This is a genomic window from Paenibacillus phyllosphaerae, from assembly GCF_014192105.1.
Classification (GTDB): Bacteria; Bacillota; Bacilli; order Paenibacillales; family Paenibacillaceae; genus Paenibacillus_Z; species Paenibacillus_Z phyllosphaerae.
This window is the reverse complement of record NZ_JACHXK010000029.1, coordinates 20,010-33,737: the sequence shown is the minus strand read 5'-3', so window position 1 is coordinate 33,737 and position 13,728 is coordinate 20,010. Positions and strand designations below refer to the sequence as shown.

The following is a 13,728-nucleotide window of genomic DNA, read 5'->3' as shown; positions in this document are numbered from 1 at the left end:
CGAATCATCAGTTGGCTACGCCCGCAGTTGCGAACGTAAACCAAACCGAAATTCTACCAACGGTAGTGAGCGAATGCTTTGTTCGCTTCTGCCATTTTGTGCGTATCTTCGCGCTTCTTCACGGATGAGCCAGTGTTATTGGACGCATCGATGATTTCAGCTGCCAAACGCTCTTCCATCGTTTTCTCACCGCGGTTACGTGAGTAGTTCACGAGCCAACGGAGACCAAGCGATGTACGACGCTCTGGTTTAACCTCAATCGGTACTTGGTAGTTAGAACCGCCTACACGACGAGCTTTAACTTCCAGAACTGGCATGATGTTTTTGATCGCTGTTTCAAACACTTCCATCGGATCTTTCCCGGTACGCTCGTTAATCAGGGTGAACGCATCGTACAGGATCGTCTGGGCAACGCCGCGCTTGCCATCGATCATGATACGGTTAATCAAACGAGTTACGAGTTTGCTATTGTACAGCGGATCCGGCAGAACGTCACGTTTAGGTACTGGACCTTTGCGTGGCATGTGGGTGCCCCCCTTTCTCAATTATTCACTTCATTTGGTGTTGCGATACCCTTTGCAAGGCTATCTATTACTTCTTAACTTTCGGACGTTTTGTTCCGTATTTGGAACGGGATTGTTTCCGGTTGTTTACGCCTGCAGTATCGAGCGCTCCGCGAACGATATGGTAACGTACACCCGGAAGGTCCTTAACGCGACCACCGCGGATCAGTACAACGCTGTGTTCTTGCAGGTTGTGACCGATACCTGGGATGTAAGCCGTAACCTCAACGCGGTTCGTCAAACGAACACGAGCGTATTTCCGCAGAGCGGAGTTAGGTTTTTTCGGCGTCATTGTACCTACACGTGTGCAAACACCACGCTTTTGTGGAGCGCTGATGTCGGTAGCTTCACGTTTCAGTGCGTTAAATCCTCTTTGCAATGCCGGCGATTTCGATTTCACGACTTTCGCTTGACGGCCTTTGCGTACCAGCTGGTTAATTGTTGGCATGCTGCCACCTCCTTCCCATAATGAAAACCAAGAGAAATCTTTAAGGCTATTGTTAAGCCCACAGACCCAGGCGGTTCATAAAGAGACAAACGAAAGTTCCTACCAGAGTTCAATCCAGTAAAAACGATAGTTCTTTATTCGATTTCGGGTATGACTGCCGCCATGGCAGCACCGACTTCAATGCCACAGGTAACCCCGAGACTCTTCATCGTATCGACCCAGGTAATCGGCACTCCCGCCGTTTCGCAAAGTCGGACTATACTGTCCTTCAAACGCGGATCCGCGTCTTGTGCAACGAAAACTTCCACAGCTTTGCGCTGTTCAACCATCTTCGCCGTCTGCTTACTGCCAATGATATATTGCATGTTATCCCATCCTTCCAAGGCAGCTCTAATTGTTACGGTAGCTCTGTCTTGTTGCTTGTAGGGGTCATGCAAAATGGCACACTACGACATATTAGCATTACGCCCAGTCACATGTCAAGCTTGATCGACGATAATTCGAAAGTTTTAATTGAAAGCTTGTGAGAGTCGCAGAAGAGATAGCGAAGAGCGGCCTCCATGGAGTCCCTAAAAGAAGAGATTCCATAGCTGCGCGCCCTTGCTGTCATTTAGTTTTGGAAAGTTAAGGATGCTCTTAAGACTCGACAGATACTGTCTCATTCTCTAATGCATCTGGATTCCCTTCCAATTCCTCTTCGATACCGGCAAAACGGATGCTGCGGTAACGGTTCATGCCCGTACCCGCTGGAATCAGCTTACCAATGATGACATTTTCTTTCAGACCCAACAGTTGGTCAACCTTGCCCTTGATCGCCGCATCAGTCAAGACGCGAGTCGTTTCCTGGAAGGAAGCTGCAGATAAGAAGGAATCTGTCTCCAGCGACGCCTTGGTAATACCAAGAAGTACTGGCTTCGCAACGGCCGGCTCGAGACCCGAAAGGATCGCTTCGCGGTTCGCCGCTTCATATTCATGCATATCGACGAAAGCGCCAGGCAGGAGCGGTGTATCACCCGCATCAACGATACGGATTTTACGCAACATTTGCTTGATCATAACCTCGACGTGCTTGTCGTTGATTTCTACACCTTGGTTCCGGTATACGCGCTGTACTTCCTGCAGAATGTAGTTCTGTACGCCGCGGATGCCCTTGATGCGGAGCATCTCTTTCGGATCGATAGAACCGTCTGTCAGCTCATCGCCGGCTTCAAGCTGCTGTCCTTTAACGACACGGATACGGGAGCCGTAAGTAACGGCATATACCTTGTTCTCCGCCTCGCCTTGAACTTCGATTTCACGACGGTCTTTCGCTTCGCGGATGTCTTTTACGACGCCGTCAAGCTCCGTGATGATCGCTTGGCCTTTAGGATTACGTGCTTCGAAGAGCTCCTGGATACGCGGCAAACCTTGCGTAATGTCATCGCCGGCAACGCCGCCGGTATGGAACGTACGCATCGTGAGCTGCGTTCCTGGCTCGCCGATCGATTGGGCAGCGATAATGCCGACTGCTTCGCCAATCTCGACGAATTTGCCCGTTGCCAGGTTACGACCATAGCACTTCTTACATACGCCATGGCGCGCACGGCAGCTAAGCACAGAACGAATTTGAAGTCTTTCGATGCCTGCATCGATGATCGCTTCCGCTTTGTTGGAATCGATCAGTTCGCTGCGATGAACGATAACCTCGCCTGTCTTCGGATGACGAACAGTCTCGAAGGAATAACGACCTTCAATACGGTCGTACAGGTCCTCGATAACTTCTTTGCCGTCTTGAATTTTGCTAACAGCGAAGCCTTTGTCCGTGCCGCAGTCGTTCTCGCGAACGATAACGTCCTGGGCAACGTCAACGAGACGACGGGTCAAGTAACCCGAGTCCGCAGTACGGAGCGCCGTATCGGCAAGACCTTTACGAGCACCATGCGTCGAGATGTAGTACTCGAGGACAGTGAGGCCTTCACGGAAGTTCGATTTGATTGGCAACTCGATAATCCGGCCGGATGGGTTGGCCATCAGACCACGCATACCACCGAGCTGAGTGATCTGCGATTTGTTACCCCGCGCTTTGGAGTCAACCATGAGCATGATGGAGTTGTAGCGATCCATCGATTTCATGAGGACATCCGTAATGCGGTCTTTCGTTTGGCCCCAAATGCCGATGACACGGTCATAGCGCTCTTCGTTCGTAATCAGACCGCGACGGTACTGGTTCGTAACGACTTTGACCTTCTCTTCGGATTCTTTGAGGATCTCGAATTTCTCCGGCGGTACGATAACATCGGATACGGCAACGGTAATACCGGCACGCGTCGAGTACGTAAAGCCGAGTTGCTTAATGCGGTCAAGCGTAACAGCCGTAAGCGTTGTATGGTAAATACGGAATACTTCGGCAATGATGTTGCCGAGGTAGTCTTTACCTACAGCTGGCGCAATCGGTAGGTTGTTCATGAATGCGCTGAGGTCAGCGCCTTTTTCGAACACAAAATATTTGTCCGGCGTGCCATGAATCAAATTGGCTTTGGTTGCCTCATTGATGTACGGGAACGTATCCGGGTAAATTTCGTTGAAGATCACTTTACCGACAGTCGTGGAAATCAAGGAGTTCTGCTGCTGCTCCGTGAATGTTTTCTTCCGCAGAACACGTACCGGAACAAAGATCCGTGCATGCAGAGATACGATGCCACGCTGATATGCCGATATCGCTTCGTTAACCGTTGCGAAAACAGAACCGCTGCCTTTAGCGTCTTTGTTGTCCATGGTCAGGTAGTAACTACCCAAGACCATATCCTGGGAAGGCGTTACGACTGGTTTGCCGTCTTTCGGGTTCAAGATGTTACCGGAAGCCAGCATGAGCAGGCGTGCTTCAGCTTGCGCTTCAGCAGACAGTGGAACGTGAACCGCCATCTGGTCACCGTCGAAGTCAGCGTTGTACGCTGTACATACGAGCGGATGCAGTTTGATAGCGCGGCCCTCTACGAGAATCGGTTCGAACGCTTGAATACCGAGACGGTGAAGCGTCGGGGCACGGTTAAGGAGAACTGGGTGTTCCTTGATAACTTCTTCAAGAACGTCCCATACTTCTGCGCTAACCCGTTCAACTTTACGCTTCGCGCTCTTGATGTTGTGCGCCAGGCCTTTGTTTACAAGCTCTTTCATAACGAAAGGCTTAAACAATTCCAGCGCCATCTCCTTCGGAAGACCGCATTGGTACATTTTCAAGCTAGGACCTACGACGATAACCGAACGACCGGAGTAGTCAACGCGCTTCCCGAGCAAGTTCTGACGGAAACGACCTTGCTTACCTTTAAGCATATGGCTGAGCGATTTGAGCGGACGGTTACCTGGGCCCGTTACTGGACGGCCGCGGCGACCGTTATCGATCAAAGCGTCAACGGCTTCTTGAAGCATACGCTTCTCGTTCTGTACGATGATGTCCGGCGCACCGAGGTCAAGCAGGCGCTTCAGACGGTTGTTACGGTTAATAACGCGACGATACAGGTCGTTCAAGTCAGACGTCGCAAAACGTCCGCCATCCAGCTGAACCATCGGGCGAAGCTCCGGCGGAATAACCGGCAGCACATCGAGAATCATCCACTCTGGCATATTGCCCGAGTTGCGGAAAGCCTCGATAACTTCAAGACGCTTAATCGCACGGTTACGGCGTTGGCCTTGTGCTGTACGGAGTTCTTCCTTCAGCGTTTCGAGTTCACGCTCAACGTCGATATCCTGAAGAAGCTTTTTGACCGCCTCAGCGCCCATGCCGGCTTGGAAACCGTAGCCGTATTTCTCACGGTAGCTGCGGTATTCTTTCTCCGACAGAAGCTGTTTCTTCTCAAGCGGCGTATCGCCTGGATCCGTAACGACATAGGATGCAAAATAGATGATCTCTTCAAGGGAACGCGGCGACATGTCCAGTGCAAGGCCCATGCGGCTTGGAATCCCTTTGAAGTACCAGATATGCGATACAGGAGCTGCCAGCTCGATATGCCCCATACGCTCGCGGCGAACTTTGGCGCGCGTTACTTCAACGCCGCAACGGTCGCACACGACGCCTTTATAACGTACGCGTTTGTATTTGCCGCAATGGCACTCCCAGTCCTTCGTTGGTCCGAAGATTTTCTCACAGAACAGGCCTTCCTTTTCCGGTTTCAGCGTCCTGTAGTTGATTGTCTCCGGTTTTTTCACTTCACCGCGGGACCAAGAACGGATTTTGTCCGGAGACGCTAATCCGATCTTCATGTACTCGAAGTTGTTCACGTCCAACAAGGAGCAACCCTCCTTCGTTATGGTTCACTTATGTCTAAGCTTGTCGATAAGCGATTAATACGGGGTGATTCAATGCCGGAAAAATCCGTGATCTGAATAAAAGTCAAATCACGGATCTAACGGCTATATTGTAGCTGGTATTACTCGACGCCGACTTCGGAACCTTCAAGGTTCAGATTAAGCTTATCGCTCTGGCCGTCATCTTCATCATCGATTTCTTTCATCTCGATCTCTTCTTCGTTCTCGGTCAGGATCTTAACGTCCATACCAAGGGACTGAAGCTCTTTGATCAAGACCTTGAACGATTCTGGTACGCCCGGCTCCGGAACGTTCTCGCCTTTCACAATCGATTCGTACGTCTTCACGCGGCCGACCACGTCGTCCGATTTGACGGTAAGAATCTCTTGCAGCGTGTAGGCCGCGCCGTATGCCTCGAGCGCCCATACTTCCATCTCCCCGAAACGCTGTCCACCGAACTGTGCTTTACCACCGAGCGGCTGCTGCGTAACGAGCGAGTAAGGACCCGTGGAACGGGCATGGATTTTATCATCGACCATGTGCGCCAGTTTGATCATGTACATGACGCCTACGGTTACTTCGCGTTCGAACTCTTCACCCGTTCTTCCGTCATACAGGACCGTTTTACCGTTACGCTGCATACCGGCTTCTTCCATCGTATCGAATACGTCATATTCGCGCGCGCCGTCGAATACCGGCGTTGCTGCGTGAATACCGAGGTACTTACACGCCATGCCTAAGTGGACCTCGAGTACCTGACCGATGTTCATCCGCGATGGTACGCCCAGCGGGTTGAGGACAACCTCTACAGGCGTGCCGTCTGGAAGGAACGGCATATCTTCTTCTGGCAGAATACGTGCGATGACACCTTTGTTACCGTGACGTCCCGCCATTTTGTCACCCTCGGAAATCTTACGTTTCTGAGCGATGTAACAACGGACGAGTTGGTTAACGCCAGGTGGCAATTCGTCGCCATTCTCGCGCGTAAATACTTTCACGTCAACGACGATACCGTCCGTACCATGCGGTACGCGAAGGGATGTGTCACGCACTTCACGCGCTTTCTCGCCGAAGATCGCATGCAGGAGACGCTCTTCTGCCGTCAGTTCCGTTACGCCCTTAGGCGTTACTTTACCGACGAGAATATCTCCGGCGCTGATCTCGGCACCTACACGGATGATGCCGCGCTCGTCAAGATTGCGGAGCGCTTCTTCCCCTACGTTCGGGATATCGCGCGTAATCTCTTCCGGACCGAGCTTCGTATCACGTGCTTCAGACTCATATTCCTCGATGTGAATCGAAGTGTAGACGTCTTCCTTAACGAGCTTCTCGCTCAGCAGGATCGCATCCTCGTAGTTGTAGCCTTCCCACGTCATGAACGCTACGACAACGCTGCGTCCAAGCGCCAATTCACCTTTCTCCGTGGAAGGACCGTCTGCAAGGATATCACCCTTCTTCACGATCTCGCCTTTCTGGCAAATCGGACGCTGGTTAATGCACGTACCTTGGTTGGAACGCATAAACTTATGCAGTTTATGTTTCACCAAATCACCTGTAACCTGCTTGCCATCCACCGTCTCGACGCGGCGCAGCCATATCTCATTGGCTGTTACGCGCTCGATGACACCATCGTGCTTCGCGACGATGCAGACACCGGAGTCTTTGGCCGACTTGTGTTCCATGCCCGTACCGACAAACGGCGCCTTCGGAATAAGAAGAGGTACCGCCTGCCGCTGCATGTTCGATCCCATAAGCGCACGGTTGGAGTCATCGTTCTCGAGGAACGGAATGAGCGCCGTCGCGACGGATACGACCTGCTTCGGCGATACGTCCATGTAGTCTACGCGTTCGCTTGGCATTGTCAGGATGTTATCTGCTTGCTTATTGTAACGGACGATAACCATGTCTTCTGCGAATTTGCCTTCTTCCGTCAGCTTCGCATTCGCTTGCGCGACAACGTAGTTATCTTCTTCATCCGCTGTCAGGTATGCGATTTGTTCGGTCACGATACTTGTCTTCGGATCGACCCAACGATATGGCGCTTCGATAAAGCCATATTCATTGATACGAGCGAACGTCGACAAGGAGTTGATCAGACCGATGTTCGGACCCTCCGGCGTCTCAATCGGACACATCCGGCCATAGTGCGAATGGTGGACGTCTCGAACTTCCATGCCCGCGCGTTCCCGTGTCAGACCGCCAGGTCCGAGTGCCGACAGACGACGTTTGTGCGTCAATTCCGCAAGCGGGTTCGTTTGGTCCATGAACTGAGAAAGCTGGGAAGAACCGAAGAACTCTTTGATCGATGCGATAACCGGACGGATGTTAATCAGCGCCTGAGGCGTAATTGCATTCGCATCCTGGATCGACATACGTTCACGAACGACACGTTCCATACGGGACAGACCAATACGGAATTGGTTCTGCAGCAGCTCGCCTACCGAGCGAAGACGACGGTTACCAAGATGGTCGATATCGTCTGTGCTGCCGATGCCGTGGAGCAAATTGATAAAGTAGTTGATCGAAGCGATGATGTCGGCTGGCGTGATGTGCTTCACGCTCTTGTCGATCACACCGTTCGCAATGATCTTCGTAACTTTACCGTCTTCAACTGGCGAGAATACGTTGATCGCTTGAAGTGGAATACTATCCGCATCAAGGACCCCATTCGCTACATGGTAAGTCTTGAAACCTACATTGTTCTCCAGGTACGGAAGGATATCATCGAGCAAGCGGCGATCAACGATCTGACCTGCTTCTGCGATAATTTCGCCTGTACTTGGGTCAACCAGCGTCTCAGCCAAGCGTTGGTTGAACAAACGGTTTTTGATGTGCAGCTTTTTGTTTATTTTATAACGACCGACATTAGCCAGATCGTAACGTTTTGGATCGAAGAAACGGGCTACGAGCAAGCTCTTTGCATTATCAAGTGTCGGCGGTTCGCCTGGACGAAGCCGTTCATAAATCTCGATAAGCGCCTTTTCGGTAGAATCCGTGTTGTCTTTATCCAGCGTGTTGCGGATATATTCGTCGTGGCCGAGCAGATCAAGAATCTCAGCGTCTGTACCAAAGCCAAGTGCACGCAATAGAACAGTTACCGGAATCTTACGCGTGCGGTCGATACGAACGTAGATGATATCTTTGGCGTCAGTCTCAAGCTCGAGCCATGCGCCACGGTTCGGAATTACGGTAGCGCCATAAGCACGCTTGCCGTTTTTGTCCAGTTTCGTGCTGAAGTACACGCTAGGCGAGCGAACCAATTGGCTGACGATAACCCGTTCCGCACCATTGATGATAAAAGTACCGGTCTCCGTCATCAGCGGAAAATCGCCCATGAACACTTCTTGTTCCTTGACTTCACCGGTTTCTTTGTTAATCAGTCGAACTTTAACACGTAGCGGAGCTGCGTACGTAACGTCGCGTTCTTTCGAGTCATCGACGGAGTATTTTGGCTCGCCAAGTGAATAGTCGATAAACTCGAGCATCAGGTTGCCTGTAAAATCCTGAATCGGCGAAATGTCTTGGAAAAGCTCAAGCAAGTCCTTTTCCAAAAACTTTTCGTACGATTTTTGTTGGATTTCAATCAGGTTCGGAACTTCGAGCACTTCGTTGATGCGAGCATAGCTTCTGCGCGTGCGCCGACCATACTGAACAAGTTGTCCTGCCAACTTAACCTCACCCCTCATGTCTACTTCACAGAAATGAACGCAACATTATTCCGGCAGGCGTAAACCTCTCGCAGCTAAAGCGGCGAGCTTGATCACGCACGATCCGGAAGTGATGTACTGCATGCAAATTCTGATTCAATAAAGAAAAGCCCTTATCGAATATTCGAAAAAAGAGCGTGCTTCTGTCAGTCACTCTTGCTGCGTTCCTTGCAAAAGTCTCATATCAAGTATTTTGCCCAAAATGTAAACATTATACGTCAATGCTTCTAATCTTATTCACATAAAATTTTTCGCTTGACATTTTAGTTGACTAAAGAGATTGAGCCCATTTTATGCTGACATTTTATAATTATATCACATTGCCAAAGTCAGGTCAACAAAATGTTCCCCTACTTACTTTTCTTCCAAAACGGCTCGAAGGATCCGATAGCCTTTATCTTTGGTCACTTCTTCTACGTTGCCAAATACCTCTTCGAGCTTCGCTTCCGCAGATGGCGCTCCCTGTTTCTTCTGAATGACCACCCAGATTGAACCCCCAGGCTTAAGGAGCGCAGCCCCTTCCTCCAAGATCCGATGAACGACCGCTTTGCCCGCGCGAATGGGCGGATTCGTCACAATGGCATCGAACTTCTGATTGCGGACATTCTCATAAATGTCGCTTTGCAAGATAGCTACATTCGACACTCCGTTCACGCGCGCATTCTCTTGCGCCAATTGTACCGCACGCTCGTTCACATCGATCATCGTAACATGAGCCGAAGGTACAAGTTTCGCCAACGTCAGGCCGATAGGGCCGTACCCGCATCCGACATCAAGCACAGCTGCATGTAGGGAAATCTCGACATTCTCTAGCAGCACTCTGCTGCCATAGTCGACACCAGACTTGGAGAATACCCCGGCATCTGTCGTCAAACGCAATTTGATGCCGCGAATGTTTGCTTCAATAGAGTGTCTATCATGGTTGGTCGTCGGTGTTTTGCTATAGTAATGATCGGCCACGCGAAGCCTCCTCTCTGGCAGGGTCGAAACGATAAACATTCGTCGTAACAAAGACGCCTAGCATCGTGATATGGCGAAGGTTTATCGCTGCGATCGGGCTAGGAATAAAAGCGAACCCCCTGAGGCCATAAGCTTCAAGGGGTTCGCCATGCAAAAAGCAGCTATTACTTCACTTCTACGGAAGCGCCTGCTTCTTCGAGTTTCGCTTTTACAGCTTCTGCTTCTTCTTTGCTTACTTTTTCTTTCAGTGCTTTTGGAGCGTTGTCTACCAGGTCTTTTGCTTCTTTCAGACCAAGACCAGTGATTTCGCGAACAACTTTGATAACGTTGATTTTGGAAGCACCAGCGTTGTTGAGGATTACGTCGAATTCAGTTTGCTCAGCTTCAGCAGCTGCGCCGCCAGCTACAACTGCAACTGGTGCAGCAGCTGTTACGCCGAATTCTTCTTCGATTGCTTTAACGAGATCGTTCAGTTCGAGAACGTTCATGCCTTTGATGGCTTCCAAGATTTGCTCTTTGCTCATGGTTGAACCTCCATAAATTTGGTTTTAGTTAGTTTTTAAGCGCAGGCCGATATAGCCCGGCGACGATCGAATTGCTTAAGCTTCTTGCTTCTCTGCAACAGCTTTAACCGCAAGGGCGAAGTTGCGCATAGGAGCTTGGAGTACGCTGAGGAGCATGGAGAGCAAGCCATCGCGGGATGGAAGTTCTGCCAGTGCTTTGATTTGGTCAGCATTGTAGATGTTACCTTCTACAACGGCACCTTTCAATTTCAGCGCATCATTCTTTTTCGCGAAATCGTTCAAGATTTTTGCCGGTGCTACGGCATCATCTTTACTGAATGCGACAGCTGTTGGACCCGTCAGTACTTCGTCCAATTGCGTAAGCTCAGCGTTCGCTGTAGCGCGGCGAATAAGCGAGTTTTTCAATACTTGAAACTCAACGCCTGCTTCGCGCAGCTGTTTACGGAGCTCGGTTACTTGCGCAACGTTCAGACCGCGGTAGTCTGCTACTACAGTAGCAGCGCTCTCGCGCAGTTTCGACGTAATCTCATCAACGGCTTGTTGTTTGCCTTGGATGATATTTGCGTTTGCCAAACTGTACACCTCCTGTATTATTGTGAGGCATCCCGTGTTTTCGACAAATTCCTGCTTCCTCGATGCATGAGAAAGGCCTCCGCTTCAAACGTTGTAGCGAAGGCCATGATGGTCTGTTCATTGTCTTCATTGCCAGAACGGCAAGATTACAGCACAAACACTTTATCATAACACCTCGGTAGGAAATTAAGCCCGTTTAAGGCACCTACTGTCTACGGTATGCATATTCGAATGTTAGTTACGGTATCCCTTAACGGAACGAAGCTGCGTTCACACGCGCGCTTGGACCCATAGTCGAGGATACTGCGATACCTTTCAGGTAAACCCCTTTAGCTGCAGCTGGTTTAGCACGGTTCAGCGCGTCGATAAGCGTTTTGAGGTTCTCGCTCAGTTTCTCTGCGTCGAAGGATACTTTACCGATTGGAGCGTGGATTTGACCTGCACGGTCAAGACGGTACTCGATTTTACCGGCTTTGATCTCTTGAACCGCTTTAGTAACGTCGAACGTTACAGTACCCGCTTTAGGGTTCGGCATGAGACCTTTACCACCGAGAATACGTCCCAGTTTACCAACTTCAGCCATCATGTCCGGTGTAGCGACGCAAACGTCGAACTCGAACCAGCCTTGTTGGATTTTGTTGATTACGTCAGCATCGCCAACATAATCCGCGCCCGCTGCTTCCGCTTCTTTGGCTTTTTCGCCTTTTGCGAAAACGAGTACGCGTTTAGTTTTACCAGTACCGTGTGGAAGTACAACGACACCACGAACAGCTTGGTCTTGTTTCTTAGGGTCTACACCCAGACGAACAGCAACTTCGACAGTCTCGTCGAATTTTGCAGTTGCGGCTTTTTTCACCAGTTCAATTGCTTCTGGCGCTTCGTAAACTGCTTCGCTGTTGATCAGCTTCGCAGCTTCTTGGTATTTCTTACCGTGTTTAGGCATTTGAAATGCTCCTCCTTATGTGGTTTTAACGGAAAAACTCTTTACGAAAAAGAGATCCTCCCACGCAACGCGGCCATAGACCGCATTGTCAGGCAACGCACTCAGGCGTGCCCTTCACAGATAGTCGAGTGATCGAATTAGTCTTCGATTACTACGCCCATGCTGCGAGCTGTGCCTTCGATCATACGCATTGCCGATTCAACGGAAGCTGCGTTAAGGTCAGGCATCTTTTGCTCCGCGATTTCGCGAACTGTCGAACGCTTAACGGTAGCAACTTTCTTCTTGTTTGGTTCGCCGGAACCTTTCTCGATCTTCGCAGCAACGCGAAGGAGAACAGCTGCCGGAGGCGTTTTTGTTTCGAAAGTAAAGGAACGGTCTTCGAATACAGTGATAACAACCGGGATAATAAGACCCGCTTGATCTGCAGTACGAGCGTTGAACTCTTTACAAAACGCCATGATGTTTACACCTGCTTGACCCAGGGCTGGACCGATCGGCGGAGCCGGATTCGCTTTACCCGCTGGAACTTGCAGTTTAACCAACTTGATGACTTTCTTTGCCATGTTGTACACCCCCTTGACGGAATAATCGTTCAGCAAGGAAATCAATCCATAGCTGTGATCTAATCGGAGACCAATCAGACCTTACAAACGACAATTATATCTTCTCCACCTGAGTATAATCAAGCTCAAGTGGTGTTTCCCGGCCAAACATATTGACATGAACTTTGAGTTTGCTCTTATCCAGCAAGATCTCTTCGACCGTGCCAACAAAATTGGCAAAAGGACCTACCATGACACGAACCGTTTCCTTCAGATCGAATTCGATCTTCGGTTTCGGCTCCTCCATTCCCATATGCTTGAGGATTTGATCTACTTCCTCAGGCAGCAATGGAGTAGGCTTCGATCCGGATCCCGTGGATCCGACAAAACCTGTCACGCCCGGCGTATTACGAACAACGTACCACGAATCATCCGTCTGTATCATCTCGACAAGGACATATCCAGGGTAAACTTTACGCATGACGGTTTTCTTCTTCCCGTCTTTGTTTACCACTTCTTCCTCCATCGGCACGAGCACGCGGAAGATTTTGTCTTCCATGCCCATCGATTCTACGCGACGTTCAAGATTCGCTTTGACTTTATTCTCATACCCAGAGTAAGTATGAACTACATACCATCTTTTTTCCATAACAAGCCACCCTCGGACCCTTCTTACACAATCAGTTCGACCAATTCGGAGATACCGATGTCAAGAACCCAGAAGTAAATCGTTACTAGCACGATCGTAACAAGCACTACAAGCGTATAGCTTGTCAGCTCTTTACGGCTCGGCCAGCGAACCTTCTTCAGTTCTGCGAAGCTGTCGGAGAAGAAGGAGAACGTCGACCCGAAGCTTTGCTTCATCCTAGCTAGAAATGCCATGTCAACACCTCCAGGTCCTATCTCGTTTCGCGATGAGGAGTATGCTCGTTACAGAACTTGCAAAACTTCTTCATCTCGATGCGGTCCGGATGATTGCGTTTGTTTTTGGAGCTCGCGTAGTTCCTTTGTTTGCAGTTCGTGCAAGCCAACGTAATAATAACCCGCATGCGGTACACCTCCTGAGCTAGCAATTGACATAAACCCCAAATCAAGCTCCAAACTACAAAGCTGTGATAAAAGGTAGGTTTATTCACCGGAAAGAAAGCCGTTACTCTAACCTAAAAGCGATGCTCTCATATGGGGTC

13 protein-coding genes and 1 other annotated feature are annotated in these 13,728 nt (G+C 50.0%); all 13 genes read right to left on the bottom strand.

Features of this window, described 5'->3' with window-relative positions:
* Positions 1–53: 53 nt before the first annotated feature.
* Positions 54–524: a 30S ribosomal protein S7 gene (gene rpsG, locus FHS18_RS31255; RefSeq protein ID WP_183604329.1), complete on the bottom strand. Its 471-nt coding sequence runs from the start codon at positions 522–524 to the stop codon at positions 54–56.
* A gap of 67 nt (positions 525–591) precedes the next feature.
* Entirely contained in the window at positions 592–1,011 is a 420-nt protein-coding gene (gene rpsL / locus FHS18_RS31250) for a 30S ribosomal protein S12 (RefSeq protein ID WP_132420702.1), read from the bottom strand.
* Positions 1,012–1,145: 134 nt separating this feature from the next.
* Positions 1,146–1,376 (bottom strand): ribosomal L7Ae/L30e/S12e/Gadd45 family protein, encoded by a 231-nt coding sequence (locus FHS18_RS31245; protein WP_183604328.1) that lies wholly within the window; start codon positions 1,374–1,376, stop codon positions 1,146–1,148.
* Positions 1,377–1,647: 271 nt separating this feature from the next.
* Positions 1,648–5,274 (bottom strand): DNA-directed RNA polymerase subunit beta', encoded by a 3,627-nt coding sequence (gene rpoC, locus FHS18_RS31240; RefSeq protein WP_281378908.1) that lies wholly within the window; start codon positions 5,272–5,274, stop codon positions 1,648–1,650.
* Positions 5,275–5,414: 140 nt separating this feature from the next.
* Positions 5,415–8,978: a DNA-directed RNA polymerase subunit beta gene (gene rpoB, locus FHS18_RS31235; protein WP_183604327.1), complete on the bottom strand. Its 3,564-nt coding sequence runs from the start codon at positions 8,976–8,978 to the stop codon at positions 5,415–5,417.
* Between the two features lie 375 nt (positions 8,979–9,353).
* Positions 9,354–9,959, bottom strand: a complete 606-nt coding sequence (locus tag FHS18_RS31230) for a methyltransferase (protein WP_183604326.1) — start codon at positions 9,957–9,959, stop codon at positions 9,354–9,356.
* Between the two features lie 164 nt (positions 9,960–10,123).
* A complete protein-coding gene (rplL, locus tag FHS18_RS31225) occupies positions 10,124–10,483 on the bottom strand; it encodes a 50S ribosomal protein L7/L12 (RefSeq protein ID WP_183604325.1) in 360 nt (119 codons plus the stop codon).
* 75 nt (positions 10,484–10,558) lie between these two features.
* Positions 10,559–11,056, bottom strand: coding sequence for a 50S ribosomal protein L10 (gene rplJ / locus FHS18_RS31220; protein WP_183604324.1), 498 nt, complete (start codon positions 11,054–11,056; stop codon positions 10,559–10,561).
* 59 nt (positions 11,057–11,115) lie between these two features.
* Positions 11,116–11,292: a sequence feature (ribosomal protein L10 leader region), on the bottom strand.
* Between the two features lie 14 nt (positions 11,293–11,306).
* Positions 11,307–11,999 (bottom strand): 50S ribosomal protein L1, encoded by a 693-nt coding sequence (rplA, locus tag FHS18_RS31215; protein WP_183604323.1) that lies wholly within the window; start codon positions 11,997–11,999, stop codon positions 11,307–11,309.
* Between the two features lie 137 nt (positions 12,000–12,136).
* Complete coding sequence (rplK, locus tag FHS18_RS31210; protein WP_183604322.1) at positions 12,137–12,562, bottom strand: 50S ribosomal protein L11; 426 nt, start codon at positions 12,560–12,562, stop codon at positions 12,137–12,139.
* Positions 12,563–12,656: 94 nt separating this feature from the next.
* Positions 12,657–13,190: a transcription termination/antitermination protein NusG gene (nusG, locus tag FHS18_RS31205; RefSeq protein WP_183604321.1), complete on the bottom strand. Its 534-nt coding sequence runs from the start codon at positions 13,188–13,190 to the stop codon at positions 12,657–12,659.
* 23 nt (positions 13,191–13,213) lie between these two features.
* Complete coding sequence (gene secE / locus FHS18_RS31200) at positions 13,214–13,423, bottom strand: preprotein translocase subunit SecE (RefSeq protein WP_183604320.1); 210 nt, start codon at positions 13,421–13,423, stop codon at positions 13,214–13,216.
* 17 nt (positions 13,424–13,440) lie between these two features.
* Complete coding sequence (gene rpmG / locus FHS18_RS31195; protein WP_183604319.1) at positions 13,441–13,590, bottom strand: 50S ribosomal protein L33; 150 nt, start codon at positions 13,588–13,590, stop codon at positions 13,441–13,443.
* Positions 13,591–13,728 lie beyond the last annotated feature (138 nt).

What these genes read in the sequence shown, in the direction of transcription:
- rplL (WP_183604325.1), bottom strand. Translation starts at nt 10,483, where the DNA reads ATGAGCAAAGAGCAAATCTTGGAAGCCATCAAAGGCATGAACGTTCTC.
- secE (WP_183604320.1), bottom strand. Translation starts at nt 13,423, where the DNA reads ATGGCATTTCTAGCTAGGATGAAGCAAAGCTTCGGGTCGACGTTCTCC.
- rplK (WP_183604322.1), bottom strand. Translation starts at nt 12,562, where the DNA reads ATGGCAAAGAAAGTCATCAAGTTGGTTAAACTGCAAGTTCCAGCGGGT.
- nusG (WP_183604321.1), bottom strand. Translation starts at nt 13,190, where the DNA reads ATGGAAAAAAGATGGTATGTAGTTCATACTTACTCTGGGTATGAGAAT.
- FHS18_RS31245 (WP_183604328.1), bottom strand. Translation starts at nt 1,376, where the DNA reads ATGCAATATATCATTGGCAGTAAGCAGACGGCGAAGATGGTTGAACAG.
- rpmG (WP_183604319.1), bottom strand. Translation starts at nt 13,590, where the DNA reads ATGCGGGTTATTATTACGTTGGCTTGCACGAACTGCAAACAAAGGAAC.
- rpsG (WP_183604329.1), bottom strand. Translation starts at nt 524, where the DNA reads ATGCCACGCAAAGGTCCAGTACCTAAACGTGACGTTCTGCCGGATCCG.
- rplA (WP_183604323.1), bottom strand. Translation starts at nt 11,999, where the DNA reads ATGCCTAAACACGGTAAGAAATACCAAGAAGCTGCGAAGCTGATCAAC.
- rpoB (WP_183604327.1), bottom strand. Translation starts at nt 8,978, where the DNA reads ATGAGGGGTGAGGTTAAGTTGGCAGGACAACTTGTTCAGTATGGTCGG.
- rpsL (WP_132420702.1), bottom strand. Translation starts at nt 1,011, where the DNA reads ATGCCAACAATTAACCAGCTGGTACGCAAAGGCCGTCAAGCGAAAGTC.